Origin of the sequence: Natrinema hispanicum, assembly GCF_900111485.1 — an archaeon.
Taxonomy (GTDB): domain Archaea; phylum Halobacteriota; class Halobacteria; order Halobacteriales; family Natrialbaceae; genus Natrinema; species Natrinema hispanicum_A.
Window position 1 is genome coordinate 1 of sequence record NZ_FOIC01000015.1, and the last position, 26,202, is coordinate 26,202.

The 26,202-nt window shown below is 62.2% G+C and carries 27 protein-coding genes, 1 tRNA gene, 1 other RNA gene and 2 pseudogenes; 15 read left to right on the plus strand and 16 right to left on the minus strand.

The window, feature by feature from the left end; translation table 11 throughout:
* Positions 1-120 (plus strand): annotated as a pseudogene (locus tag BSG09_RS20210) (IS5/IS1182 family transposase); the annotation flags it as partial.
* A 379-nt stretch (positions 121-499) separates the two neighbouring features.
* Here BSG09_RS20210 and BSG09_RS13270 read toward each other — a convergent pair.
* Entirely contained in the window at positions 500-805 is a 306-nt protein-coding gene (locus tag BSG09_RS13270) for a hypothetical protein (RefSeq protein ID WP_008009576.1), read from the minus strand.
* Positions 806-1,045: 240 nt separating this feature from the next.
* Between BSG09_RS13270 and BSG09_RS13275 the strand changes: the two genes are divergently transcribed.
* From BSG09_RS13275 to BSG09_RS13290, 4 genes are all read left to right on the plus strand, one after another.
* The gene (locus tag BSG09_RS13275) at positions 1,046-2,410 is read left to right on the plus strand and encodes an adenylosuccinate synthase (RefSeq protein WP_092933898.1); all 1,365 of its coding nucleotides are present in this window, start codon (positions 1,046-1,048) and stop codon (positions 2,408-2,410) included.
* Between the two features lie 154 nt (positions 2,411-2,564).
* Positions 2,565-4,292, plus strand: a complete 1,728-nt coding sequence (locus BSG09_RS13280; protein ID WP_175542205.1) for an MFS transporter — start codon at positions 2,565-2,567, stop codon at positions 4,290-4,292.
* Positions 4,293-4,402: 110 nt separating this feature from the next.
* On the plus strand, positions 4,403-4,597 hold the full coding sequence (locus tag BSG09_RS13285) for a methytransferase partner Trm112 (protein ID WP_008009572.1): 195 nt from the start codon (positions 4,403-4,405) through the stop codon (positions 4,595-4,597).
* A gap of 12 nt (positions 4,598-4,609) precedes the next feature.
* Positions 4,610-5,200, plus strand: a complete 591-nt coding sequence (locus BSG09_RS13290) for a DUF7524 family protein (protein ID WP_092933900.1) — start codon at positions 4,610-4,612, stop codon at positions 5,198-5,200.
* 14 nt (positions 5,201-5,214) lie between these two features.
* On the opposite strand, the gene BSG09_RS13295 is transcribed toward BSG09_RS13290, so the two are convergent.
* Positions 5,215-6,339 (minus strand): DR2241 family protein, encoded by a 1,125-nt coding sequence (locus BSG09_RS13295; protein ID WP_092933902.1) that lies wholly within the window; start codon positions 6,337-6,339, stop codon positions 5,215-5,217.
* 3 nt (positions 6,340-6,342) lie between these two features.
* Positions 6,343-7,248 (minus strand): CbiX/SirB N-terminal domain-containing protein, encoded by a 906-nt coding sequence (locus tag BSG09_RS13300; protein WP_092933904.1) that lies wholly within the window; start codon positions 7,246-7,248, stop codon positions 6,343-6,345.
* A 132-nt stretch (positions 7,249-7,380) separates the two neighbouring features.
* On the opposite strand from BSG09_RS13300, the gene BSG09_RS13305 reads away from it, so the two are divergent.
* Positions 7,381-8,139, plus strand: a complete 759-nt coding sequence (locus BSG09_RS13305) for a DUF2797 domain-containing protein (protein ID WP_092933907.1) — start codon at positions 7,381-7,383, stop codon at positions 8,137-8,139.
* Positions 8,140-8,346: 207 nt separating this feature from the next.
* Positions 8,347-8,706, plus strand: coding sequence for a hypothetical protein (locus tag BSG09_RS13310; protein WP_092934054.1), 360 nt, complete (start codon positions 8,347-8,349; stop codon positions 8,704-8,706).
* 155 nt (positions 8,707-8,861) lie between these two features.
* On the opposite strand, the gene BSG09_RS13315 is transcribed toward BSG09_RS13310, so the two are convergent.
* The 3 genes from BSG09_RS13315 to BSG09_RS13325 all read right to left on the minus strand — a co-directional run bounded on the left by BSG09_RS13315 (position 8,862) and on the right by BSG09_RS13325 (position 13,450).
* Positions 8,862-10,640 (minus strand): ABC transporter substrate-binding protein, encoded by a 1,779-nt coding sequence (locus BSG09_RS13315; protein ID WP_092933909.1) that lies wholly within the window; start codon positions 10,638-10,640, stop codon positions 8,862-8,864.
* 123 nt (positions 10,641-10,763) lie between these two features.
* Complete coding sequence (locus tag BSG09_RS13320; RefSeq protein WP_092933911.1) at positions 10,764-11,615, minus strand: phosphatase PAP2 family protein; 852 nt, start codon at positions 11,613-11,615, stop codon at positions 10,764-10,766.
* A 5-nt stretch (positions 11,616-11,620) separates the two neighbouring features.
* On the minus strand, positions 11,621-13,450 hold the full coding sequence (locus BSG09_RS13325) for an ABC transporter substrate-binding protein (RefSeq protein ID WP_092933913.1): 1,830 nt from the start codon (positions 13,448-13,450) through the stop codon (positions 11,621-11,623).
* A gap of 211 nt (positions 13,451-13,661) precedes the next feature.
* Between BSG09_RS13325 and BSG09_RS13330 the strand changes: the two genes are divergently transcribed.
* The 3 genes from BSG09_RS13330 to BSG09_RS13340 all read left to right on the plus strand — a co-directional run bounded on the left by BSG09_RS13330 (position 13,662) and on the right by BSG09_RS13340 (position 15,188).
* Positions 13,662-13,937, plus strand: a complete 276-nt coding sequence (locus tag BSG09_RS13330) for a ribonuclease P protein component 4 (protein ID WP_092933915.1) — start codon at positions 13,662-13,664, stop codon at positions 13,935-13,937.
* 79 nt (positions 13,938-14,016) lie between these two features.
* Complete coding sequence (locus BSG09_RS13335) at positions 14,017-14,265, plus strand: YhbY family RNA-binding protein (protein ID WP_008009553.1); 249 nt, start codon at positions 14,017-14,019, stop codon at positions 14,263-14,265.
* The gene (locus BSG09_RS13340) at positions 14,262-15,188 is read left to right on the plus strand and encodes a mechanosensitive ion channel family protein (protein WP_092933917.1); all 927 of its coding nucleotides are present in this window, start codon (positions 14,262-14,264) and stop codon (positions 15,186-15,188) included. The genes BSG09_RS13335 and BSG09_RS13340 overlap by 4 nt, the downstream gene beginning before the upstream one ends.
* Positions 15,189-15,525: 337 nt before the next feature.
* Here the strand turns inward: BSG09_RS13340 and ffs are convergent.
* Positions 15,526-15,837, minus strand: an RNA gene (gene ffs, locus BSG09_RS13345) — signal recognition particle sRNA.
* 197 nt (positions 15,838-16,034) lie between these two features.
* Between ffs and BSG09_RS13350 the strand changes: the two genes are divergently transcribed.
* On the plus strand, positions 16,035-16,373 hold the full coding sequence (locus BSG09_RS13350) for a DUF5798 family protein (protein ID WP_092933919.1): 339 nt from the start codon (positions 16,035-16,037) through the stop codon (positions 16,371-16,373).
* Between the two features lie 89 nt (positions 16,374-16,462).
* Here the strand turns inward: BSG09_RS13350 and BSG09_RS13355 are convergent, their stop codons facing one another.
* The 5 genes from BSG09_RS13355 to BSG09_RS13375 all read right to left on the minus strand — a co-directional run bounded on the left by BSG09_RS13355 (position 16,463) and on the right by BSG09_RS13375 (position 20,215).
* On the minus strand, positions 16,463-16,873 hold the full coding sequence (locus BSG09_RS13355; protein WP_092933921.1) for a CoA-binding protein: 411 nt from the start codon (positions 16,871-16,873) through the stop codon (positions 16,463-16,465).
* 86 nt (positions 16,874-16,959) lie between these two features.
* Complete coding sequence (locus tag BSG09_RS13360; protein WP_092933923.1) at positions 16,960-18,015, minus strand: M20/M25/M40 family metallo-hydrolase; 1,056 nt, start codon at positions 18,013-18,015, stop codon at positions 16,960-16,962.
* Between the two features lie 101 nt (positions 18,016-18,116).
* On the minus strand, positions 18,117-18,749 hold the full coding sequence (locus BSG09_RS13365; protein WP_092933925.1) for an RAD55 family ATPase: 633 nt from the start codon (positions 18,747-18,749) through the stop codon (positions 18,117-18,119).
* A gap of 173 nt (positions 18,750-18,922) precedes the next feature.
* Positions 18,923-19,783, minus strand: a complete 861-nt coding sequence (locus tag BSG09_RS13370) for a geranylgeranylglycerol-phosphate geranylgeranyltransferase (RefSeq protein WP_092933927.1) — start codon at positions 19,781-19,783, stop codon at positions 18,923-18,925.
* 249 nt (positions 19,784-20,032) lie between these two features.
* Positions 20,033-20,215 (minus strand): DUF7511 domain-containing protein, encoded by a 183-nt coding sequence (locus BSG09_RS13375; protein WP_008009540.1) that lies wholly within the window; start codon positions 20,213-20,215, stop codon positions 20,033-20,035.
* Between the two features lie 148 nt (positions 20,216-20,363).
* Between BSG09_RS13375 and BSG09_RS13380 the strand changes: the two genes are divergently transcribed.
* The 4 genes and pseudogenes from BSG09_RS13380 to BSG09_RS21855 all read left to right on the plus strand — a co-directional run bounded on the left by BSG09_RS13380 (position 20,364) and on the right by BSG09_RS21855 (position 22,226).
* Positions 20,364-20,438 (plus strand) — tRNA-Arg (locus BSG09_RS13380).
* 164 nt (positions 20,439-20,602) lie between these two features.
* Positions 20,603-20,779 (plus strand): annotated as a pseudogene (locus BSG09_RS21850) (DUF7563 family protein); the annotation flags it as partial.
* 226 nt (positions 20,780-21,005) lie between these two features.
* Positions 21,006-21,962, plus strand: a complete 957-nt coding sequence (locus tag BSG09_RS13390) for a hypothetical protein (protein ID WP_092933931.1) — start codon at positions 21,006-21,008, stop codon at positions 21,960-21,962.
* A 27-nt stretch (positions 21,963-21,989) separates the two neighbouring features.
* Entirely contained in the window at positions 21,990-22,226 is a 237-nt protein-coding gene (locus BSG09_RS21855) for a DUF7386 family protein (protein WP_092933933.1), read from the plus strand.
* Positions 22,227-22,285: 59 nt separating this feature from the next.
* On the opposite strand, the gene BSG09_RS13400 is transcribed toward BSG09_RS21855, so the two are convergent.
* From BSG09_RS13400 to BSG09_RS13415, 4 genes are all read right to left on the minus strand, one after another.
* A complete protein-coding gene (locus BSG09_RS13400) occupies positions 22,286-22,681 on the minus strand; it encodes a helix-turn-helix transcriptional regulator (protein WP_092933935.1) in 396 nt (131 codons plus the stop codon).
* A 205-nt stretch (positions 22,682-22,886) separates the two neighbouring features.
* Positions 22,887-23,684: a 5'/3'-nucleotidase SurE gene (surE, locus tag BSG09_RS13405; protein WP_092933937.1), complete on the minus strand. Its 798-nt coding sequence runs from the start codon at positions 23,682-23,684 to the stop codon at positions 22,887-22,889.
* Between the two features lie 134 nt (positions 23,685-23,818).
* Positions 23,819-25,372, minus strand: a complete 1,554-nt coding sequence (locus tag BSG09_RS13410) for a small ribosomal subunit Rsm22 family protein (protein WP_092933939.1) — start codon at positions 25,370-25,372, stop codon at positions 23,819-23,821.
* Entirely contained in the window at positions 25,369-26,145 is a 777-nt protein-coding gene (locus tag BSG09_RS13415; protein ID WP_092933941.1) for a prephenate dehydrogenase/arogenate dehydrogenase family protein, read from the minus strand. Before BSG09_RS13415 ends, BSG09_RS13410 begins: the two co-directional genes overlap by 4 nt.
* Between the last annotated feature and the right edge of the window lie 57 nt (positions 26,146-26,202).

Consider the following 26,202-nt stretch of genomic DNA (forward strand, 5'->3'; position numbering starts at 1 on the left):
ACCGTATTTGCGATGCTGAAGGACGACGGCGACGAGATCCGCTCCCGGAGCTGGCATGGCCAGTTCCGGGAGCTCACACGGAAGTGCATCGTCCATAACCTCGCGCAGGCGGCGAGTTAAGGCTCGCCGCCTGCTCCCCTTCTCCGGACGTATTCGAGAGAGGCATCGCCATCGTCCATCTCACACTTCGTGCAGCATCTTGTGAAACTGATGTTTTAATCACTGCACAAGTCGGCTGAAATCGAATCGTCCGATCTCAGAACCTACCGATAGAGCGTAGCTACCGGTGGAAAAGTGAATGTCAAAATTCCCATGGTGGCGCTGTCTTGCGTTCAACACTGTATTCTGTGTCGTTTTCGAGTGCAGTCTCGTCAGTGACTGGCAGATCGCACGCGCAGCTCGAGGCTGGCCGATATATGGCTGCAAAAAGTGTACGCTGTCCGTGTCGTACCGGCGTCGATCGCGGGGATGGGCGACAACGTCCGACGTGGACGAGAGTCTATCCTTCGATCTCGGCGACGTCTTCGATCTTCATGCCGTCGAGCTTGTCGACGATGTCGTCGAGCTTGTCGTCGAGTTCGTCGACGAACTCGGCGGTACGCTCGGTCTTGATCGCACCCTGGCTCGAGGGCTCGATGAGGTTCTCTTCCTCGAGAACGCGAAGCGAGTAGCGAACCTTGTGGTGTGGGTAGCCCGTCTCGTTGGACATCTTGACGATCCCGATCGGCTCGTTCTCGATGACCATCTTCAGGACCTGCAGATGTCGTTCCAACATATCGACTTCCTTCTCAAGTCGGTCTATCATGGCATTTGTTAACTTGTCTTTGGGCCTTTTAAAAGTTACTCTCGAGCGCTGAAACGACCCTGTCAATAAAACGGTGGTTCCTGTCAGTAGTTAACGCTTCCGGTGTGACCAAATTCCTGTTACAGGACGTGTCTTTCCGGTTGCGGTGGAAATCCTGTCTGCCATGTGTGTCGTGGACCACTGTGTCGACACCCGTATACCGTAATCTGTTTATCGACCGGGCAAGAACCCGTCGCTGTTATGACCGTCACTATCGTCGGGTCGCAACTCGGCGACGAAGGTAAAGGTGGGGTCGTCGACCTGTACGGCGACGCCGCCGATGTCGTTGCCCGGTATCAGGGCGGCGACAACGCTGGCCATACCGTCGTTCACGACGGAGAGAAGTACAAACTGTCGCTCGTGCCATCGGGAGCCGTCCGAGGAAAGGTCGGCGTCCTCGGCAACGGTTGTGTCGTCAACCCCGAGACGCTGTTCGACGAGATCGACACCCTCCGCGACCGCGGTCTCGAGCCGGACGTCCGTGTCGCCGAGCGCGCACACGTTATCCTCCCCTATCATCGCGCACTCGACGGCATCGAGGAAGAAGAAAAGGACGACCTCGCCGCTGGCACGACCAAACGCGGCATCGGCCCGACCTACGAGGACAAGGCCGGCCGCCGCGGCGTCCGGATCGGCGACTTGCTCGACCCCGACGCGCTGCGCGAGCGCCTCGAGTACGTCGTCCCCCAAAAGAAGGCCCTCGCCGAGGAGGTCTTCGAGAAAGAGACCGGTGAGGAGTTCGACATCGAGCACCTCTACGAGACCTACCGCGAATACGGCAAACGCCTCGAAGAGGAAGGGATGACCGTCGACTGCGGAGACTTCCTGCAAGAACGGATCGACGCCGGCGACAACGTCATGCTCGAGGGTGCACAGGGAACGTCGCTCGACATCGACCACGGCGTCTACCCCTACGTCACCTCCTCGAACCCGAGTTCTGGTGGCGCAAGCGTCGGCACCGGCCTCGGTCCGACCGTCGTCGGACAGGGAGACGTTATCGGCATCGTCAAAGCCTATCTCTCGCGGGTCGGCACGGGTCCGCTCCCGACCGAACTCGGCGGCGTCGAGGATCAGACCCCTGACTACGACGCAAGCGAGGGTGCCGGTGAAGACGAAGAGGAACTCGCGACCCGGATCCGCGACGAGGGTGGCGAGTACGGGACTGTCACCGGCCGTCCACGTCGTGTCGGGTGGCTCGACATGCCAATGCTGCGCCACGCAACCCGTGCGAACGGCTTTACGGGACTGGCGATCAACCACATCGACGTGCTGGCCGGTCTCGACGAGGTGAAAGTCGGTCACAGCTACGAGTTCGACGGCGAGGAAATCTTCACGATGCCCCCAACGACCGAAGCCTGGGGCCGCTGCGAAGCGACGTTCAAGTCCTTCGATGGCTGGCCCGAAGTCGACTGGGCCGAAGTCGCCGCCGAGGGCTACGAGGCGATCCCCGAGAACGCACGGACCTACCTCGAGTACATCAGCGACGAACTCGAAACGCCGATCTATGCGGTTGGCGTCGGTCCCGGCCGTGAGGAGACCGTCATCGTCGAGAACCCGTACGAATAACGCTCTCGTTGGGATTCCCGACGACCGCTGTTTTCCCGTTCGCACCGAAGCTGTGGTCGAACCGGTGTCCGAATGATATCACCTCGTCAGCCTCGGCTGAATCGCTGTCGCCAGCACACACCCGTTATTTTTCGCTCGGACGTATTGAGACCATATGGCAGCCGGGTCCGATCCCAGTGGAAATACTGACACAGCTGAGAATCGGCACTCGAGGGTGGGCTACTGGGGGCCACTGATCGCAGTGAGTCTAGCGATGTTCGTCGTGTCGATCAACTCGGCGCTGATGAACGTGGCAGTTCCTGCGATCGTCGCGGAGTTCGACACCACGGTCACCGTCATTCAGGGAGCGATCTCGTTTTACTCGCTGGTGCTCGGCGCGTTGATCCTTCCAGGCGGCACGCTGCCGGCCATCTATGAGGTCAGACGTGTGATGACAGCCGCACTGATCGTCTATGCTGGCGGGACGCTCTTGGCAGCGCTCAGCTGGAACGTCGTGGTGCTCACCATCGGGTGGTCGCTCATCATGGGTATTGGGGCCGCCGTGTTACTCCCCCTGACGTACACCGTGTTGATGTTCAGTTACGAAGCGGACAATCGGGCGACGGCGCTCGGACTGTTGGCCGGTGTGAGCGCGGTCGGCGCAGCCGTTGGCCCGATTTTCGGCGGGGCAGTCACGACGTACGCTAGCTGGCGATGGGGGTTTGCACTGGAACTCGTCGTCGTGGGGGCGACACTCGTTTTCGTCCGGTATGTGAGCGCGGGCCGGCTGACGGACACGCGTCGCTCACTGGATCTCGGCGGGACAGTCCTCTCTATCGCCGGAGCAACGGCGCTCGTCACGGGATTCCTCTTGAGCGGGAAGTACGGGTGGCTGCTCGCACGGCGGCCGTTCGCCGTCGGCGGGGTGCAATTCAATCCGTTTGGGACATCACCCGCGATCTGGTTTCTCGGGCTTGGACTGCTTACGCTCGCCGCGTTCGTTCAGTACGAACGCCGACTGGAACGCGCCGGGAGATCGCCCCTCGTTCCAATGGGTATCCTGATGAACAGCCGTTTTCTCTCGGGTGTTGCCACGTACAGCGTCCGCTCGGTCGTCATGGCTGGCTTCATGTTCGTCGTTCCGGTCTACCTCCAGTCGGCACTCGGTCACACCGCCTTCGAAGCCGGGCTTGCGATGCTTCCATACTCTCTCGCGACGCTCATCTTTTCGACGGTGACGACCAGTTGGCGTGCGTCACTCTCGCCGAAGACGCTCGTCCAGGCTGGCATCGCGTGTATGGGCCTCGGCGTGATTCTCCTGTACGGGCAGACGAGCCCCGAGCAGACGATCCGCGGGATGGCCATCCCGATGGCGTTCGTCGGAGCCGGTCTCGGGCTGCTCATGGGCCAGCTCGTCAATATGACGCTCTCTGCTGTCCCCACCGCGAACTACGCCGAGGCGTCCGGGGTCTTGAACGCGAGCAGTTCGATGGGGTTCTCCCTGGGGACAGCAGTCGTCGGTTCGGTCCTGCTCGGCCGGTTTTACGGCAGCGTCGTTGATGGCGTCCTCCAAGCGAGAAACGCGACCGTGTCGGTGGAGGAACGAATCGAACTGGTGCTGGCACTCGAGGACGCCGCGGAGACGGCAACCGAAGCCACGCAGCAAGCGTTTCTGGCCCAACTTACGCCGGCAGAACGACGATTACTCGAGGGGATCTTCGAGACCGCGATGGTCGATGCCCAGCAGGCAGCGCTCCTGCTCCTTGCGCTGTTCGTGTTGCTCTTGCTCGTCGTCTCGACGTTTCTGCCACGGCAGGTCCCAGAGACCGATGAGTCATCCGAATCGCTCGAATTAGCGCAGGAACCGACGAGTGATACATCTGAAGCGGCCATAGAGGACTGATTCGAATCGCAAAGTCGTACAACTCCGATGCACTCGCTCGGATTGGGCGGGTACCCTGTCACGAGCAACGTTCCCGAAACCTTTTGCTGCAGGCGACGAGCCTACGTAGTATGAAGGAGTCGTTGCTGGACATTCTCTGCTGTCCGCTCGATAAACACGATCTGGAACTCGAGAACGCCGAGTACGACGGCGACGAGGTCGTCGGCGGCGAACTCGTCTGTACAGAGTGTGGCGAGGCCTACCCGATCGAAGACGGGATCCCGAACCTGCTGCCGCCGGACATGCGCGACGAAACGCCGGCCTGACGGACACAAACCGTGTCACCAACCGAGGTCACCGTCCACGTCAACCGCGGGTCCGCAGACGCGCTCGAGCCGGCCAGCACCGCGCTCGAGACCGACGGCTCGTTTCGGCTCTTGCTTGCAGGACACGAGTCGCCTGCCCACGTCCATTGTCGTCTCCACGGTGATCTCGAGCGGATCGCATCGCTCGACGGCACGAACTACTACGTCGAGCCAGACAGCGTCACGGCCGTTCCGATCGCCGTCGACACCGACGCGATCGAGCAGCCAGTCGACGGTCGGCTCGAGGTGTTGACGGGCTATGGCTCGGAATCAGTTACGATCGACGTCACCGTCGTCCCGGGGCCGCCGGACGTCGACATCGACGAATCGCTTGCTGAACCCGCCCGCTCGGAACCCGAGCCGACGGTGTTCGAACAGGCAGTCGGCCGAATTACTGCCGTCCGCGGGGTCGAGACGGGAACGCTGGCGGTGCTGGCGCTGGGCGTGGTCGCGCTCACGATTGCAACGCTGACAACGGCGTCGATCGGCAGTCCGATCGCGACGGCCGGCCTGGGAAGCGTCGTCGCCGGCGTCGTCGTGGCGCTGGTTCTGTTACTCCGGTAGACGCCGCGAGCGAGTTACTCGTCGACCTGCGTCGCCTCGAGGCCGTCCTCGCCGACTCGCTTCGCCCGGAGGTATCGCGCCCGATAGCGGTTTGCCCCGTCGTAGACGTCTGCCTCGCGGATCTCATCCGTGCGGCCCTCCGCGACTGCATCGATCAGTTCCTCGAGCTGGTTGAGTTCGCTGGTCGTGAGCTCGAGTTCATAAGTGTGTTCCTCCTCGGACTCGAGGATGGCCCACTTGCGGGCGGCGGCGACGACGAGCGAACAGGGTTCCCGGCAGGGGAACGGGCCGTCACCGCCATCGACGTCCAAGTCGTCGTCTTCGTCGTATCCCCATTCTCGACGACGCAGACACTGCGAGTCGACACAGCAGGCCTCGGCCATCCAGTCGACGGCCTCACGCGGAAGTTCGTCGATCACGTCGTAGATGCCGGTCTGGCGCTCGGCGGTCTCGGTCCAGTGGTCGACGTCCAGATTGCCACGTAGTTCGCGATGCCAGTTGGCGATCGTCGCGGGGTAGAGAAAACCGACTGTTTCGACGAGTTCCGCACCCGAGAGGCCGGTAAACGCCCAACCCGAAACGAGCGTTGGTGCGGTCTTCAGCGGCCGGTAGCGGCCGTCCTCATCGTAGGTCGCGATCTCGCGAGCGTCACGCGGGTCGTCGTAGACCTCGAGGTCGGCGAGATCGCTGTCGGCGTCGTCGACGTGCCAGAGATCGTAGACGCGCTCGCCGTCGGGGTCGTCGACGTCGACGAAGCGGGCCGTGATCGATAGTTGACCCCACCGCCGGTCGATGCCCTCGCGGAGCGCGTCGTACCGTGCTGGCACCGCGAGGCCATCGGTCGTGGTCGTATGCTCGCCGGCGTCCGGGATCGGTGCGTGCTCACACCACCGGAGGAACGCACGCCGGGCGGTTCCCTCCCCGCCAACGGTCTCCTGCCAGTAACGCCAGTTGGTCACGTACTCCTCGCAGGTCTCGAGGGCCTCTCGAAGGGCAGTCTCGTCGAGGTCGTGCCACTCGTCGGCGGGCGTCTCGAGGACGTAGTTGCCGTCTTCCTCGTCGATACGGAGGCCGTCGAACGTGACACCAGCGGATGCGCGGTCGAGCAGCGGCTCGAGGTCGGCAGTCGCGATCGTCACGTGTCAGTCACCCGCACCCGTTCCCGCGCTCGGTTCGTGGTCGGCGTCGGCGACTGAGCCGGCGATGTCGCGGACCGTCTCGCGAGCGTCGCCGATATCCGCACCGGCATCAGCCGCGCGCTCGAGGACGACGTCGGCCATGAGGTCTTCGGTGCCGACGGCACCGGTGTACCAGATCCGGTGGCCGTCGACTTCGGCTGGCACGTCCCACCCCAGGCGGTAGTCCTCGGTCAGCCCCATGTCCTCGGGGATGTCCTCTTGAGTGTGGTAGCCGTCGGCGATAAACAGTGGGACGACGACGATGTCGTCGCTCTCGAAGAAGTCCGTGACGTCGTCGACCTCCGGTTCCTCGTCCATGAACAGCGCCTTGACCTCGTCGAAGCGACCGCGCTCGCGGATGCGCTCGCTGTGGTATTCGATCGCCTTCGCGGAGTTTTCGTTGCGCTCGGTGCCGTGGCCGACGACGGCCAGCCCGACGCCCTCGCCGACGGCTGGATCGCCAGTGGCGGTCTCGGCCCGCTGAACGATCACGTCCGTCATCGCGTCGTGGGTACCGACCGGCCCACAGTAATGGATGGTCTTGCCGACATCGTCAGCCTCGAGCGTGGCCTGCGAGGCGCTTGTGCCGTCGGAGTCCCACTTTTCGGGATCCCAGTCATCCAACCGCAGTTCCCGCGGAATGACCTCTTCGGTGAAATAGCCCTCGCTGATAAAGAGGGGGACGACGAACACCTCGTCAGCCTCGAGCGTGCGGACCACCTCGCGGAAGTGTGGCTCTTCCTTCCAGAACGCCTCGCGGACCTCGTCGAACGCGCCCGTCTCGCGGATCGTATCCGCGTGGGCGTAGGTCGGATCCGAGGCGTCCGGATTCAGATGCGATCCGTGTGCCGCGATGACCAGCGCTTGCATGGACGGCGCTTAGGATAGTACCGGTATAGGGTCTTCGCTGCCGGTCCTCGTCGCCGGGTCCGACGATCTGACACGCGCTGCTTGGGTCCGGAGAGCGGTACGGCTATTTGCGCCCGGTGACAACTCGCGGTCGTGCAACTGGTGGGCTACGAACCGAGTGGGCGGGGCTCGGCGCTGCTCGTAAGCGACGGCAGCGGCGAGATCGACCACCGCTCACTCGCTGCTGGCGACGACCTCGCGTACACGCTCGGCGAGCGCCACTGTGCCGGGACGATCGACGAGACCGGCACGCACGTCGCCTGTGACCGGCCGTCTGCCCCCTACTGCGAGTATCACACGAGCACGTGGGTCTGTGCCCGCTGTACCGGCACTTGCCTGAAAGACGAGATGGACTGTTACGACGACCACGCCGTCTACATCGCCGCGTTCGCCCCCGAGACGTTCAAGGTCGGCGTCACCAAGCTGTGGCGTCTCAAGACCCGACTGCGCGAACAGGGAGCCGATCACGCGGCCCACGTCCATACCGTTTCGAACGGCCGGCTCGCCCGCGAACTCGAGGCCGAAATCGCCCAGCGGCTCGTCGACCGGGTTCGAACCGGTTCCAAAGTGGCTGGACTCGCCGCCGACATCGACGGGGACGCCTGGGAGGCCGTCCTCGCCGAGTTCGACGTCATCGAGCGATTCGACTTCGACTACGGGCTCGACCTCGAGACGCGACCGGTCCGTGAGACGCTTGCGTCAGGAACCGTTGTGGGCGTCAAAGGCCGGCTGTTGGTGCTCGAAAACAGCGGGACGACCTACGCCGTGGATATGCGCGATCTCGTTGGCTACGACCTCGAGGCGGGCCGGTCGGATCGGAACCTCCAGTCCTCGCTCGGCTCGTTCGGGTGAACCGCCTCGGGGTCAAGCCCCGAGGCACTCGGCCTGCTCCGCCTGTAGAATCGGTCTGCTCGTTTGTCGTGACTCCTCCCGTGCTCGCAGGTCGGTTCTGCTCCGCTGCTCTATTCGTCCCTGTGCTCGAGGCTCATCATCACTGTAGGGAGCGTGCCGATCCGAGACATGGCAATCCTTTTCCCCGACGCAGGAGAATCCGATGGTATGACAGACGAACCCGATTCCGACGGCGACGCAGGCGACGACAGCGAAGAGAAATCGTTCCGCGAGCGGGTCGAAGAGATTCGCGAAAAGCGCGCCGAAGAGGGCGAGGGCGAAGGTGAAGCCCCTGAAAGCCCGTTCGGTGGCGGTGGCGGTCCCGGCGGCATGGGCGGCGGCGGCAACCCCTTTGCCCAAATGATGGGTGGCATGATGGGCGGCGGCCCCGGCGCTGGCCCCGGTGGTCGCGGCGGACAAGACGAGAGCAACGAGGAACTCGTCCGCGAAGTCCGACAGCTGCGTGACGAAATGCGCGATCAGACCCGCGCGCTCAAGCGCATCGCCGACGCGCTCGAAGAGCAGTAACGGACCCGTTTCATCGCACCCCGTTTTCGCCGGTCATCCGTTCCGCTGAGCGATGTCTGTCCTGCGATGGGAGATGACGCGAGCAGGCGTCCAGAACAGTCTCCGTGCTTCTGTCTCGAGCGTGATCGGGGTGTGACCTGCGTTGGCTGGCAGTCTTATTGTCTGACACGGAGTCGATCCCGATCGTCGTACCGGAAGCCGGCATCTTCGAACGCCGCTCGTGCTGCATCGACGTCTACCTCACCGTTCGCTCCCAAAAATGGCGTTTCGGGGTCCTGGCCGTCCCACGTGAGGGTGTCGGGGACCCATTGCTCGGTAACCGGCGTCGCAACCGGTCGCGCGTGCCCATAAAAGACGTTTTCGACCAGCCATTCCTTGTCGAGCAACCGTGCGATGACCCGCCTGAACCGAGGGTTCCCAAACGGTGCCTTTCGCGTGTTGAACCCAAGGTAATAAAACGTCCATGACGGCGACTCGAGCAACTGCTGTGTGCCGTCGTCGTCGACGCTCTCGACGAGATTCGTATCGAGGGCTGCGCTCGTGACATCGGCAGTGTCGTTTTCGACCGCCTGAATCGCCGTTTCCGAGTTCGGTGAAATATCGATCGAAAACGTATCGATCATCGGGGCCGGCCGCTCGACGCCGGACCGGAGCGTAAAGTGATCGTCGAACCGCTCGAGTGTGAGCTGGTCGCCCTCGGATCGAGTCACGAACTGGTAGGGGCCGCTGCCAACTGGCGGAACGTTGTTCGTGACGACTGCCGTCGTGGTGCCCTGCGAGAGCACGCTGCCGCCCAGTCCCATCGGACTCGCTGACCGCTCACGCCAGATGTGTGCGGGCAGTATCGGGACGAGGAGTGCGCGTTCGCCGACTGCGTGCCCCGCATCGACCGTGAGCTCGAGGCGATCGCGGTCCCGAACGTCGATCGCCTCGACGGCGTCGATCCAGCCGCGAAAGCGGGGGGCAGGAGCGACGCGGTCGTCATCGTCGCCGGACATGTCCGCGAGAAACTGGTACGTAAACTCGACATCGGCGGCGGTCACCGGCTCGCCATCGTGAAACGTACAGCCGTTCCGAAGGTGAACGTCGAGCGTCGCCCCGCGCCACTCCCACGACGACGCGAGCCACGGCTGGATCTCCCCAGTCGCGTCGTCGGTCGCCAGCGAGTCGTAGAGTAACTGGGTAATCGTTCCCCGACCGCGATAGTCGGCCGCGAGCGGGTTGAGGTTTTTCGTCGGGCGACTATCCGTGTGGACGGCCCGCAGGGTCTCGACGTCCGCTGTGGGCTCGAGCCCGAGATAGCCGCTCCGGGTCGCGAGATGACCGTCAGCCCAGCCGGTAAACCGATCCGTACTGACGACGCGGTGTTCCTCGGGAACGCAAATGGGAACGAACGGCTGTTCGGTCGCGATCGCCTCGAGTGCGTTCGTGACGGCGTCACGTCGTTCCGCCCCGTCGGCGTGACGTTGCTTCTCGAGGAGATCATCGACGGCCAGGTTCGCGTAGCCAAAGGGGTTCTGCCAGCCCGATTCATCGATATACAGCGAGTGCAACGCTTCATAGAGGAAGTCGGGATCGGTCCCGCCCGGATGACGGCCGATACAGATGTCGAACTCGTGATCGTACAACACCGCTCGGTTGAACTCGGTCCCGGAGCGGACGTCGAACGAGACATCGATCCCGACCGTCGTGAGGGTCTGCTCGAGTTTGTTTGCGATCCGGATGCTTTCTCTATCGCTGTCGGCAGGGAGGGTGGTGATCGTCAGCGAGAGCTGTCTGATGTTGCGCTGCGTAAAGAGGTCGCGGAGTCGGCCGGCACAGCCGCTTACCGAGGCCGTCAGACCGGCCGTCGCTGCCAGTGCGGCCCGACGACTGGGACGCGTGCCGTCAGCGCCAGCACGGTCTGGTTCTTGGGCGGCCTGTCCTCCGTTCATGTTGTTACTCTACCATGATTCGGCATCACGATATAACAGTATTATGTTCGCGCGAGGTTGGATGCCGATGGAGGCCGAGACGCTTGTCACAAGTATCGATACCACTGATCGGGAACGTCGGTGTCAGTCCTGGTTCTGGGGCCAGGGCAGCCGATCGGCGAACTGCGCCGAAAGCTCCGCGACTGACCAGCGGCCGACGAGCCGATCAGAGAGGGAGACACAGGCTGCCGCGAGCATCGTGCCTGCGACGACGTCGAGTGCCCAGTGGATCCCGAGATACATCGTCGAGATTGCAACGCTTGCCGCCAGTACGACTGCGATGGGGAACCACTTCGGAAACTCCGACCGGGTCTTCCATGCGAACGTTGCGACAGTCGCTGACAGCGAGGTATGAAGCGATGGAAACACGTTGGTGTTGGTGTTGACCTCGCTCGTGAGATATTGGTACTGTGGATTGGTATTGTACAGCATTCGTTCCATGAGCTCGCCGGGCATCAGGTTCCGGGGACCGTACGCGACCACGAGGATATAGAGGACCAAACCGATCGCGTAATTGAGCGTGTAGGCCGTCAACAGTCGCCGAAAGATCCGGGTATCGGAGAGCGTAAAGTATGCGATCACCGGGAAGATCAGCAGAAACGTGTACCCGTAGACGTAAATCGTCGAGAAATACGCCGTCGTCTCCGGCGTCTGGATCGACTGGAAGATCAGGATGAACTCTCCCTCGAGTTCGTAAAACGCCCCGGAGAGGCGAAACCCGATCTGCCGCGAGAGCTCCGGTGCGGTCTGTCTGGCGACGCGGTTTACCAGTAACACGCCGATTAACACGGCAATCACCGGGCCAGCGGTTCTGAGTCGGCTTCGCCACTCCGACCGCGTCCGAGCGAGGCGCTCACGGCCGATGAAAACGATGACCGACATCGGCACCAGGATCGAAATGACGAGAGCGAGCTGCGTCAGCACCTCGGCGAGCATCGCTTCTAGTAGCCTCCAAGCAAGCGACCGTTATCATCATACCGGAAGCCGGCAGTCTCGAACGCTGCTTTTGCCGCTGCAACGTTGAGTTCGCCGTTGGACCCGAGGAACGGAGTCACTGGATCCTCGCCGTCCCACGTGAGCCGCTCGGGGGCCCATTCGTCCGTCACCGGCGTCGCAGTCGGGGTTGCATAGCCATAGAAGACGTCGTCGACGATCGTTTGCTTGGGGATCAACTGCGCGACTGCGCGGCGGAAGTGGGTGTTGCTAAAGGGTGCGTTTCGGACGTTGAACCCGAGATGGTAGAAGGTCCGCGATGGGCGGTGTAGCTGCTCGACATCCGATGAGTCTGGGATCCCATCCAGCGTGTAGGCGTCGAGCATCGAGGCCGTCACGTCCGCATTACCATCTGCGATCCGCCTGACCGCCGACGCACTACTCGGGTCGATATCGAAGCGGAGCTCGTCGACGGGCGGGCTGGGCAAGTCGACGTCGTCTCGGAGCGTGAAGTGATCGTCAAAGCGTGTGAGAACGAGTTGATCCTCTTCGATCCGGCTTTCGAACTGGTACGGCCCACTGCCGATCGGCGGAACGTGATCGCCCGTCGCGGCGATCCACCGTCCCTGTGGTGCGGTAAACTCGCCGTCGGCCGCCCGCCGGTCGACCAGCCCACGCCAGAACTGTTTTGGCAGGATCGGCACGGTAAGTGCCCGTTTGGCGACCGGCCGACTCGCGTTCATCGAGAACGTCAGTTCGTACTCGCTGTCGACGGTGACGCGATCGACCGCGCTGACGTGGCTCTGATACCGCGGTGCTGGCGAGGGAGTCGGCGCTCGTCCAAGGGACGTATCCTTGAGGAACCGATAGGTAAAGGCGACGTCCTCTGCGGTCAGTCGCCTGTCCTCGTCGGCTAGTTGTTCGTCATCGCCGGCCAGCCGTTCGTCAGCATGAAACAGACACCCCTCTCGAAGGGAGACCGTCGCAGTCAGGGTCGGCCCCTGCTCGCCGTCGGCTGGCTCGAGGGCCGTCCACGTGATGTCCTCGGCGAGCCATGGCTGTCCCTCGCCTTCGTGGACGGTCACCAGCGAATCGAAGAGCAGTTGGATTATCGTCTCCCGCTCTCGCATCGTCGCCGACAGCGGATTGAGGTTGCTCGTTGGACGGGAATCCGTTTTGAGCGCGAGTAACTCGTTGACGCCGTCGGCTGGCTCGGGCTCGAGGTAGCCGTGGCGGGTCGTGAGCGCAGCCTCGCCCCAGCCGTCGAATCGATCCGTGCTGGCGACGCGATACTCGTCGGGCCGACAGATCGGCTCGAAGGGCTTGGACTTTGCCAGCGCCGTCAGGACCGACTGAACGAGTCGTTTCCGTTGTGCTCCGTCGACTCGCCGTTGGTCCTCGAGTAGCGTATCGAAGACCATATTGGTGAACCCGAAGGGGTTCTGCCAGCCGGCTTCGGTGGCGAACGAAGAGTGGAGCATCTCATAGAGGAAATCGGGGTCGTAGCCGGCGGGATGATGGCCGACGTAGAGATCGAAGTCGTGTTCGATCAGCACCGCTTTCAGTAGCTCCGACGGCGACCGCATGTCGATCGAGACATCGATCCCGACCTGCTGGAGGTTCGCCTCGAGTTGTCGGGCAATCTGAATGCCCTGCCTGTCTGCGTCTGCTGGGAGCGTGGTAATCGACAGCGACAGTTGTCCGTTGACGGTCTTCCCGACGACGTTCTGGACGCTATCGACACAGCCGCTTGTGGCAAGTGTCGCTCCCGCTGCACCGGCCGCCAGAAACGAACGGCGACTGACGCCGGTATCAGGGGAAGTGGGGTCCCAATTCATATCGTTGTGTAACACCTCCTATCATTTGATATATAACAATATTGCGTACTCTAATCCAATACCTGTCACACTAAAGAATCTTTTCAATCAGGGGTACATTATATTCGAGTTGTTTGGTTCGATGATAATAAACTTCGTTCGCGGTATCAATTGATGAGGACGTCTCGTGCTGGAGCGCAACATCAATAGGGACACCGACGAAACGAACGCCATGGACATCGCTGCCGAACGGATCGAGCGACTTCACGAGCTTGCTCGAGCGGCAGCGGCGGAGGGTGAGCCCGACCGGGCTCGCTACTACGTTCGGCTCGCGCGGCGAGTCGCGGAGCGAAACCGGCTCACGCTGCCGCGATCGTTTCGCCGGTTTACGTGCGACAAGTGTGATGCGTATCTTCGACCGGGGGACAACGCTCGCATCAGACTGCAGGACGGGCACGTCGTCATTACCTGTGAGTGCGGTGCGCAGGCGAGATATCCCTACGACTAACCAGGAGTCGACGCGGCCGATCCGGTATCCTTGTGCCGTTCGGGAAGATTGAAACCGCTCGGCTCTCTTAGAAGCTGATATGGACACTCAGGAACGAAAGCGCCGCGCACACGATCTCGACGTCACCGTCTGGGTCGGGAAAAGCGGCGTCGATGCCGTCGTCGACGAACTCGATGATCAGCTAACCGACAGAGACCTCGTGAAAGTAAAATTCCTGCGGGCAGCCCGCGCCGGCAGCTCGACCGACGAGAAAGCGGCCGATCTCGCCGAACGTGTCAACGCCGAGCTCGTTGATACACGCGGGCACACTGCAGTGTTGTATCGATGAGCGGTTCCGTGGTCCCGCTCCAGAACGCTGTCAATCTCGGTCCGGTCGGCAACGCCCTCGAGGACGTGGGGCTGACCACAGCACAGGCCAGCACGGCGGAAGGTGCGATCAAGTTCGTCGTCGCGCTCGCCGTGATTTGGGTCGTTGGCCGACTGCTCCTCGTGCCGCTGGTCGAGCGGGCCCTCGATAGGCGGGACCTCGATGAGCACGCGAAGAACCCGCTGTTGTTGCTGACACGCTTTGGCCTCGCCTTCCTCGCGCTCTCGGTTGCCTTCGGTTTCGCCGGGTACGGGAACTTCCTCGTCTCGATGGCCGGGATCGCAGCGGCCGGCGCGCTCGCGATCGGGCTCGCGATGCAGAACGTGATCTCGAACCTCGTCGCCGGCGTCTTCATCTACACCGACAAACCGTTTCGCATCGGCGACTGGATCGAGTGGGACAACGGGACGTATGCGGGCGTTGTCGAGGACATTAGCCTTCGCGTAACCCGCGTGCGCACGTTCGACAACGAACTGCTGACGGTACCGAACTCGGTGCTTACCGAGGACGTCCTCAAAAATCCCGTCGACGCCGATACGCTCCGGTTGAAGTTCGTCTTCGGAATCGGCTACGACGACGACATCCAACAGGCGACCGACATCATCGTTGATGAGGCCGAACGCCATCCCGACATCATGGACGATCCCGCACCCTCCGTCCGGCTGACGGAACTCGGCTCGTCCGACGTCGGCCTCCAGTCGCGCTTCTGGATCGCAGACCCGTCTCGAGCCGACTTCGTCCGCATCCGCGGCGAGTACGTCACCGCCGTCAAACAGCGTTTCGACGAGGAGGGCATCGACATCCCCTACCCCGTCCGCACGCTCGAGGGCGGCCTTCACCTCGAAAGCGGCAGCGGTCGGAGCGTCGTCCAGCCAGCCGAATAACGCGGCTCGATCGGATTGGTTTTCGGATCAGTATAGATCACCTCGAGTCTCAAACTAGGTGGCCGCGAGCGCGACTCGAACGATAGTGAGTGAGAGGCGCGCGACCCAACGGAAGAGCACGCTCTTCCGAGCATCGCGGGCGCTCCGCGTCCGCTCAACGGGGGGGGCAGGCGCTTACAGCGTAATGACCGCGAGCGACCGCAGGGAGCGAGCGGGCTGACGACTGATGTGAGTGACTGGAAGGAACGAACGGAAGGAGGAACGCTTTTAATCAAAATTTTGCCGAGCGAGCAAGGCGCATAGCGCCGCCGCTCGCGCAGCGTAAAATTTTGTATGAATGTGGAAGGCCGCCCTTGCCCGGCGTTCCGTCCGGGGGAATCTCGGTTGCCTTCTCCACCCCGCGACCCGTCGAGCGACAGGTGTCCGGCGGTCCACTGCTCGCTTCCGCGCCTGATGGGCTGTCGCCGACTAACTACGATGGGACGTCCCTGCGGACGGCCATCGTAGACCGCTGTCCCCGACGGACGAGGCTTCCATGTTGGCTCCCGAGGCCCCGGCCGGTCTGACCGGACGCCTGCGGTGTTCGGTCCCCGCTAAAGACCATAGCGCGGGTAGTGAGCAGGGCCTAACTGCCCAACCTATCCAACTTACTGTAGGCAATCAGTACTTAAGGGCCTTTCGCCTCGAAAATCGACCGACTGCAGGAGGGCGGTGAGCCGAACCGGGATCGACCGGAGTGACCCGATGGTCCGGTGAGAACAGCCGATCGATCAGTCGGCCCTCCGAGCCTCCGATCGAAGCGGGAGAGGGAAAAAGCCCATTAGCGCCACGACATATCTGTCTGGTATGGGACTCGGCAGCACTGCAAAGAAGATTCAGAGCCTCTCGGACCGAGCCGAGGCGATGTACAAGCAGGTCCAGAAACTCCAGCAGCGGGTCACTGGACTCGAGGAGAAGGCAGAGGAAACCCACGAAACGGTTACGCGCATGGACCACCAGCTCTCCGAACAGCGCGCGCTCTTGCTCGCGCTTGCGGATGAACAGGGACTCGACGGCGAAGCGATCCTCGCGGAGGCGGCGATCGACGACGCCGAACGCGAGGCAGCTGCCGACGCTGATGCTGATTCAGCAACGAACACGGATGCAGCGTCCGGGGCGGCTTCCGGCGACACGACCGCCGAATAGCGCCTCGAGGAGGTCTCCCGTGACTTCGCTGTGGAGCGGCTGATTCAACCGAGATTGCCCTCGACGCCGTTTCGTCATCGAAGTCCTTCTCAGGCGACGAGCCGGCGATGCTCGACTTTCAGACACCGATCTTGGACGACGGTTCTGCCGTCGGCTTCCGCACGGGCCGCCGCTTCGTCGTCACGAATGCCCGATTGCGTCCAGATCGCGTTCACGTCGTTGCGCTCGAGAACGGCGTCGATGACATCACTGACTTCCTCACTAGGTCGGAACACACAGACGATATCGATCGTCTCCTCGACAGCTGTGATGGTATCGTACGCCTCGCGGCCGAAGATCTCGTCCGCGAACGGATTGACTGGAACGATATCGTAGCCGTGCTCAAGCATGTACTTCGGTACGTTGTGGGCTGCCTTTCCGGGCGTGCTCGAGCAGCCAACGACTGCGATCGTCTCGTATCCGAGCACGGCCTCGAGGTCGTCCGTGGAGTCGACTGCCATGCCGCGGTGTAGGGACGCGAGCGGGAAACGTCTCTGGGTCGCGGCGACGGTCGCAATAAATGAGTGGCGCTCCCCGTGTGCAGCGATCAGAGATCGACCGCGAACTCGAACTCGTGGGCTGCGGCCGCGAACGCCCCGAGAAGCGTCGCCGTCGCGTCGAGATCGTCGAGATCGAGGACTTCGACCGGCGTGTGCATATAGCGGTTTGGCACGCCGAGGTTGAGCGACGGAATCCCGCCGCGTGAAGTGTAGAAGGCGTCGGCGTCCGTCCCGGTTCGACTCCCTGCGGCCTGTAACTGCACGTCGATGTCGGCGTCGGCTGCGACCTCACGGACGGCCTCGACGACCCGTGGATGGTTCGCGCTGCCGCGTGTGACGACCGGGCCGTCACCGAGTTCGATCCCGTTTTTCTCGCCCGAGGGTGTCCCCGGCGCGTCCGTCGCGTGGGTAACGTCCGTCGCGATGACGACGTCGGGCTCGAGATCAAAGCCGACCATTTTCGCACCCTGCAGGCCGACCTCTTCTTGCACCGTCGAGATGGCATAGACCGTCGCGTCGGGGCCTGCGTTCGCTGCCCGGCGAAGGCCTTCAGCCGCAGCCCACACCCCAATGCGGTTGTCCAGCCCTCGCGCTGTGATACGGTCGTTTTCCAAGTCGTTGATCGTCTGCTCGAACGTGATCGGATCACCACGCTCGACTAGCTCCGCAGCCTCGTCCGCATCGGCGACGCCGATGTCGATGTGCTGTTCGTCGATGTCATCGATCGATTCATCCTCGCGGTCGCGCATGTGAATCGCCGTTTGGCCGATGACACCCGGCACCGGGCCATCATCCGTATGAATTTGGACGTGCTGTCCCTTCGAAATCGTCCGATCTGCGCCCCCGATCGCCGTCATTCGAATCGCACCGTTGTCCTCGATATCCCGCACCATAAACCCGATTTCGTCGCTGTGTCCGGCCAGTGCGATGGCCGGCTCACCTCCCTCGAGAACGGCGACAGCGTTTCCGTACGCGTCAGTCCGCACCTCATCAGCGAACTCCTCGACGTACTCGATCCAGTGACGTTGGCCGGCCGCCTCGAAGCCAGACGGTGTCGCGGTCGTGAGCAACGTCTCGAGGAACGCTCGTCGTGGTTGGTCCATACGCGACTTTCGTGGGCCCTGTGTGTGAACATACCGGTCTCTCAGCGCTGGTAGGAGCAACGGCTGGGCGAAAATCCGGCGTCAGTGACGACCGCGCGACCTTACGGCGAGAGCCCAGCCGTCCGAATCGTGGGCTCGTCGCCGTTGGCCGATTCCTCGAGTTCGATGACGGCGTCGAACAGCTGTTTGAGCGTGTTCATGGCCTGGTCGTCGTGTGCTGTCGAGTCGATCACGTAGAGACCAAGCGCGCCGGCGCTTTGAATGCGACCCGTGAACACGTGGAGGAATCGAAACACGGTCTGAAGATCGGAGTACATCAGGAGTGTCGAAACGGAGTGTAAAAGCACGCGGTTCTCGGTGTGCCCCCGCGTCTCATAGAAGTCCTGGAGGAACTCGGAGAGTTTGATTCCGATACCCGTCATATCGACGGGCGACGAGGCATATTTGATCCGCGGATCGTCGTCGATGGTTCCGATACCGCGCTGTTTCGTCACACAATCGACGACGCCGATATCAGGCTCACGCCCGTCGTCGAGACGGGTATCGAACCCATTGAGAACCTTGTCAGCGCTGTCTTTCGTCGTCACGATGATCGACCCATCACCGCGGTTTGCACCACTTGCAAGGATGTCGTAAGCGATCTGCCGTTTGCCCGCCAATGGCGGGCCTGTGACGAGCACGTTCGTCCCCGGATCGAGCTCAACGTCCGGAAGGACATCTGCAAGGTCATACATACGGGATACTCACATCCATCGCCATGGCAACGAGCTGGGACCACAGCCCACCCAGTAGCCGGCGTGTTATGTGGACCTATGCGAAGCGGCTTATAGAACTTTTGATTAGAACGCTCACTGATCAATTACAGATCGAAACGGACTCCCAAATCTGCTCACACGCTTGTTGTGTCCTATACCGAGACCGAAAGCTCAAGCGCGACGCGCCCGACGATAAACGCCAGTGCGGCGAGAAACATCCCGTATTTGAGATGTGATTGGCCGGCGGTCGGGTTCTCGAAACTCTCGTAGGCGGCAACCAGCATGATGGCATCAGCAGGTGCGACGACGAGTAGATATGCAACGCCGAACTCCGCGCGCAGATACGGAATCGGACTGGCGACGACGGCCGCCACGAGCAAGACGGCTGCGATGGCGAGTGCGCGCCGTTCCCCGATCGCGATCGGAAGCGTCTGCAGTCCCTCCTCGCGGTCCCCCTCGATGTCTTCGACGTCCTTGATGATCTCACGGGTCAGCGTCGCGACCGCCGCGAGTACAAAGAGAACGACTGCCGGCCCAACTCCGCTGCCGTCGATCGCGGCAGCCCCAAAGAGAAACGTGCTGCCGACCAGATAGGCGACGAGCGCGTTGCCCAATCCAGGCAGTCCCTTGAAAAACTCAGTGTACGCGACTAGCGCGAGGAGATTGATGGCCGCGATCCCGATCGCCAACCGTGGCAGTGTCAGCGCGAAGGCGACCGCCCCAGCAAAGAGAACGACGCTAAATGCCAGCGCACCGCGTGGACTCACAGCTCCGCGGGGAATCGCCCGCTCGGGTTGGTTGATCCGGTCGATCTCCCGATCGAAGTAGTCGTTGATCGCGTTTCCCGCACCGACTGCAAGCCCTGTCGCCCCGATCGCAGCGACGACCGCCATCGGCTCCTCGGATACGCCGCCAGCGATGAACGATCCGATAAACGTCAACACGCTCGCCGCAATGACGTTTATCGGCCGCGTCAACTCGAGCAACCCACGACCCGTCTCGCCGACTGTCATACGCGAGCATGGTCATGGAAACTGGTTAAACGGTGCGATCCGCCGTCGTAGACAGCAGTGTCGATGCCGACGCTCATACTGCCGGACAAAACGGTTCAGACATCGATCGCACTCGAGACGCTGTCGCCGACGACGACAGCCGTCGAGACGCGATCGAGTAGTCACTGACGTTTGTCCGATAGTAGCAGAACAGACTGCTATCCGATCGACCGCTGGGACCGTGTTTGGATCCCCTCCTGGCGCAGCGTTTCAGCGCCACTCCTCGAGGTCACAGAGCAGGTCGCCCTCGACTGCGAGCCATTTGCTCACTCGTTCGTCGCCGGTTGCGTCCGCGGGAACGGCGGTCCAGACGTCTTCCTCGTCGGCCAGCAACTCGAGTGGCGTGGTGCCGGACTGATCAGCGTCCAGCAGCGGGGCCTCGGTGTCAGTCATGGTCTCTGTCGGTACTGAGGTCTCGTCCAAAAGACGTCCATCGGCGATTGTCAGTGGATGAAAATCACCGACAATGGGTGTGTCGGTCCCTGTCGGGACCGGTGAAAATCGAGTGACTTATACGGATCCGTCGGAAACGAACCGATGAGGGCGCTTAGCTCAGTCTGGACAGAGTACTTGGCTTCGGACCAAGCTGTCACGGGTTCAAATCCTGTAGCGCCCACTCACAAACGGCTTGATTCTCGACTAATTCTAATTCCCCGGTGGAGGGTTCTGTACCTCACTTTCATCGGATTCTACAGTCTGTCTGAGGGGTCCGAAATCTGATCCCAATAGGGAACGGGTTGTGGCCCCACCGCGTCAGGCGATTCTCGTCGCAAACGCGGGGTGGTCGGTGTGATGGTTGCACCGTGGCCCTCGGTCGACCACTCGACGTGCGAGCACTGCGGAAGCCATGTTACAGATCGGTGCCGACGTGTCTTCGGTGACGACGAGGACCGAGCCCACCGCTGTGGGGACTGTGATACCTGCGCGCGCGGTTCGCAGCGCGCGGGCGGTGCCGTGATGAGGTCTCGAGCATCAGAGTTCGAGAGTTCGAAAGCGAGCGGCGATGTGCTCGAGGGCGAGATCGACGGTAACCACTACTTCACAGTCGCCACGCCGATGACGGTCAGTGGAAACTCGATCTCGTCGAGCGTATCGACAGGTAATTGAACAGATTAGCGTGTTGGACACTCAATCCACTGGACAGCTACACAAGACACTTATATTTCTCCTAACACTCGACGGTATGCACCGCCGAACGCTTCTCGCAAGTCTCCCAGCCGGAGCGATGTCTATCGTTGCCGGTTGTTCTGACTGGACAACTTCCTATCACTCAGTTTCCCTCGATCCCGTCAATCACGCCGAAATTGCGGACAACACAACGAAAACAGCAGCCGACCTCGTCCCATCTCTGCTCATTGACGATCTTATCGCGACGATCCTTGAGGGAGATGCAGTCGAACTCGAGACCATAACAGAACTCAGAATCCTCACTGACCCTCCCTCTAGCGACGAGTCGTTTTACTACCAAGATGAGAGTGCAGTCTATGAGATCTCCAGAGAGAGACTCACGGCGGGAGGAATCACTGGGCCGAAATACAGCGCCTCTCGGGGAGCGAAGCTTCCAGACGACGTGTCGCCAACAGACGAAGACGAGGTCCTTCCATTTACGGACCTCCCAGCACATGACCAATGGCGACTTCACGAGACGTTCGAATTTTACAAGGGAAGATTAATCGTCTTTGACAATACGACTACTGTTGGATACCTTGAGCCGGATCGTGAGGCGGATTCACGTCTCTTCGATGGTATTCGACAGCGCTTCCTCGAGTACAACGGCAAATATATCGAGCTCGCCAAACTGGAGGAAGGAACAGCAGTTGCCGAACGCATTCGTGTCTCAGCAGCGCAGATTGCAGCGAATGCGACGGCATTTGCAGAACACCTCCTCGACCAGTACGCCGTTGATGCGACATCACTGAGCGAAGAAACACAGGAACTGTTCAACGAAGTGCAGGAAAACGGCGGTTCAATCTCCGCTTCGGACGAAGATGACGGATTTGAGCAACGCGAAGTCGTTCTTGCGCAACTCCAAGCAGAACGGAGAGAAATGGATATGCCAATTGCAGGTGGGACTGAGATGTATATTTCAGACGAGAACGAATACTATCGTTTCCATTGGTCATCCCATACAGCTCCGTAACCCGATTTCGTTCGTTACTGTTCGCCGATGTGCAAGCGCGCGAACGCGATCGTGGCTGCAGACGACTACGACGACCCGTCGATGATCGTGGTGATCGAGGCCGCGCTCACGTACCTGATTGCGAGTGAACAGAACATCGACGATGCTCGAGGCGATAATCATCAAAATTGGGGGAATAGAGCTTGTATCCCTTCTACCGGTTACAAACATGGTACTAAACCCACCAATATAGTTAGCAGTGCGCAAGTCGCTGGACGGCGGTGACCGTGATGTCGGTCTCGAGCACGGAGACGAGCGACAGGAACGGGCCAGAGACAGCGGGCTTACTCGTTGAGATGTGACCGGTATCCTTTGGGTTCGAAGCCGCGGCGACAGATCACGCGCTTGCGACCGACGGTGATGGCGCTGATCTGGTCGTCAGCTTCCATCCGGTCGATGACGTCCTCGAGGTGATCCTGCGACCAGTCAGTTTCGTCTAGAATGGTGGATTGATCGACGCGGCCGCCGCGTTTGACGAGCAGTCTGAGAATCTTGTCTTCGTCCGGGAGGTCGCGTTCGTCGACACCGTACTCGAGTTGTTCGGCATAACTTAATGTCTCGTCATCTGCTGCCGGACTCGAGTCTGTGTCCGGTGTCGTCCCGGACTCGTCCGCGTCGGACTCGTCGGTCGAACTGCGCCGGAGAGACGAGAGACGGGCCCGGAGTGCATCGAATACCATCTATTGATCACCGTCCATTGGGTCTGTCACAACTTGTACGCCCACCTACCTTGATTTTATGTTTTGTGGATGGCATGGGTAGTGTCCGTCGGAGATGGTGTAGCTATCGTGACGGTGCGGGTATCAAATAGCGGCCGCCTTGCGACCCGCAAGTCAGTTATCATTTTCGGCGACCGACTGGTTCGCCGACACCGCAAACGGCGACTCACTCGAGTCGAACGCCGTCGTAGTCGTCGGCGAGCGCGTCGAGGGCCTCGTGGTGGTTCGTCGAGTGGGGTGCGGTCAGCGGCGAGACGCTTACCTTCCCCTCGACGACGGCCCGGCGGTCCGTACCCGGCGGATCGGGGAGCGCGTCGGGGGTCATCTCGTCCCAGACGCGGTCGTGAAGCGTGACGTGTGCGCCGTCGCGTTCGGCGTCCATCTCGTAGCGTTTCGAGGGCCGGGTGATCTCGAGCGGTGCGGGCTCGCCGTCGGGCAGCGGGACGTTGACGTTGAGATAGGCGGCGTGCTCGAAGACGCCAGCCTCGAGTGCGCGCTCGGCGAGGTAGGTCGTGACGCGGGTCGCTTCAGCGTAGTCCTCTGCCGTGATCTCGACGTCCTCGAATGGGGTGTCGTCGACGGGGACGTACAGCGATGTCGCGATCGCGGGGACGTCGAAGAAGGCGGCTTCGACGGCTGCGCTGATCGTTCCCGAGCGCCCGAGGACGTACTCGCCGAGGTTCGCACCCTTGTTACAGCCCGCGACGACGAGGTCGGGAAACGGGCCGAGTTCCGCGAGGCCGGCGACGACGCAGTCGGCTGGCGTCCCGTGGACGGCGTAGCCGAGTTCGTGGTCGTCGACCTCGACTTCGTGAGAGATCGATCGCCCGCACGCGCTCCGATCGCCGGCGGGCGCGACGACGGTCACGTTGGCGTGTTCGGAGAGGGCGTCGTACAGCGTCCGGATGCCGGTGCTGTCGATCCCGTCGTCGTTAGTCAGCAGAATCTCGAAGTCGTCGCTCATGTCAATGTCGTCGGGCAGCGGTGCGAAAAGGTCACCGCTTCCGGCACTTGAGTTATACGGACTCCTGTACGTTAGTGCCGGTGGGACCGCGACCGTCCTGCGGTCCCACCAGTCACTCGGTACAGCAGACCGTATCAGGCGAGTCGGTCGACGATCGTCTCCTCGTCGACGACCAGATTGTAGGCTTCCTCGTCGTCGTTCCAGAGTGCGAGGATCCGCTCGAACGAACAGACCTCACCGTAGTCGGCCTCGAGCAGCGGCCGGTTGAGCGACGTCTCGGATGTCACGACGGCGTAGTGGTCGATTGCCTCGCTGCCATCGCTAATCTTGAACAGTGGGTTCGAGCGGCCACCGCCGCGACCGTCGCGGTCGTCGCCACCGCTCAGCGATCGGCTGAGCTTCGCCGCGACGAGGTCGATCCGGTTGGTGACGTGGCGTTCCATCTCGGCCATCTTCGCCCACTCGCTGGTCTCGAGGGCCATGTCGATCCGCCGACGGCCATCAAGGCGCAGCTGGGAGTAGGAAAACTGGACGTCGACGTTGACAAACTCGCCGGGGTCGTGGTCAGCGTCGGCGGCCGGCGTCGCCTCGTCGAGGCGGCGCTGGAATCCCGGCACGGCCAGATCCGGTCGCACGTCGAACGACCAGCCACGATCCGAGGGCGTGTCACCGGGCCAAAGCCGAACGGTCGGGCCGTAGACGGTCACTGTACCGCGTCGGCGGTCGGCTGCCGTCGTTTCGTCATCGCTGTTGGCAGGCGCAACCGCATCCCGGTCCCACAGCCGCTGGCCCTCGAGTTCGCGTTCGACCTCGCGCAGGCCCACGCTGGTGTTTTTATCTGCAGGTGCCATCGCGAGGAACGTCCCATCGGGTGCGAGCGTCTCGAGGAACGACCGTGCCACTGCGGCAGAGTCGTCGAGTTCACTCAGCACGTTACAGGCGAGTATGAGATCGAAGCCGTCGTCGGGGACGGTCGGATCGAACCCGTCGCTGGCGGTGTCGCTCGGGTCGAATGCCTCCGCAGTGGTCCGGTGGATCGTCGTGTGGACGTTCCGCCCAGTCTCTGCGAGCAGGTCCTCGAGGACGTCCGCAGCCGCGCTGGGTTCGATCGCGTGGTAGTCGACCAGCGCATCCTCGGGGAGGTAGTCACAGAGCCCGAGCGCGGGCCCGCCGACGCCAGCGCCGATGTCGAGAACCCGAAGGTTGCGTCCAAACAGCCCACGATCCGCGAGGTCGTCGAGCGCGTACTGGACGGCAGCGTAGTAGGCCGGCAGGTGATAGATCGCATAGCCCGCCGCTACGTCGTCGTCGTACTCGACCGAGCGGCCGTCGAGGTAGTCGGCTTTGAACCGCCGGATCGTCGACCGGAGTAAGTCGCCAGAGACCCCCTCGTACCAGTTGGGGCCATAGCGGTCGGCAAGCAGGTCCTCGAGCTGATGTTCGTACTCGGCCGGGAACGCCTCGACCGGTCCCCGGCGGGGCCGCACCGGGTCGTCGTCGACGGGGACGAACGTTCCATCGTCTCGCTCGAGCAAGCCGAGATCGGCGGCCTCCTCGCGAAGAAGCTGTTTGACGACCGCTGGATGTGGCGTTCCTTCGATGTACTCGGTGATCTCGTCGGGGTCGATCGGCCGGACGTTGCGTAGATACTTCGCGTTCGACCGAACGGCCTCGCGGTGGTCACTCATGTCGGATCCCCTCCACTATCGCGTCGCTCATCGTGTTCGTCGTGCCAGTTCGCGGCCGCCTCTTGGTACAGTGTCTCGAGGTCGTCTGAGTCGGCGGCGGCGATCTCTGCGGCGGCGTCGGCGACGGCGTCCGCACCGTCGAACGTCGCCTGAATGTCGGCGTACACTCGCGGCGTCCCCGCCGTCACCTGTGTCGCGAGTCGTCCCATCGTCTCGTAGATCGGCGTCTCGAACCCCTCGGGGACCGACTCCGCAGCAAGCGCAAAGGAGAGGACTGCAGCGTGGGTCGCCGCCTGCACGGTCTCCATCGTCTCGTCGTGCTCCGTGGCAGTGGTCTCGAGTAATTCGTTGCCTCGAGCCTCGAGCGTTGCAAGCAACTCGTCAGTTACCGGTCCCGACCGATTGCAGACGGCGGCGATCGAGCCGGGGGCCCGTTCGGGGGCAAACAACGGGTGGAGGCTGACCCGTTCGACGTCCGGCGCGTGGCGTTCCATCGCTGCGAGTGCGGGTTCCATCACGCCCGAGACGTCGACGATCGCCCGCTCAGCCCGGGGGGCTTGGGCAGCGATCGCATCGGTGACGTGAGTCATCGGCACCGCGAGACAGACGATGTCATACGTCGTCGCCCCCTCGAGAGCCGCGACATCGCCCCCGACGGCGTCCGCCGCAGCGGCTGCAGCGTCGCAGTCGATATCGGCGAACGCGACTCGAGCATCGACGGCATCGCCGAACCACGTCCCCATCGACCCTGCGCCGACGATCAGTACGTCCATTGCTCGCTCCTACCTGCCGGCGTCGCAAAAGCCGTTCGATCGATACGCACGCAGTCG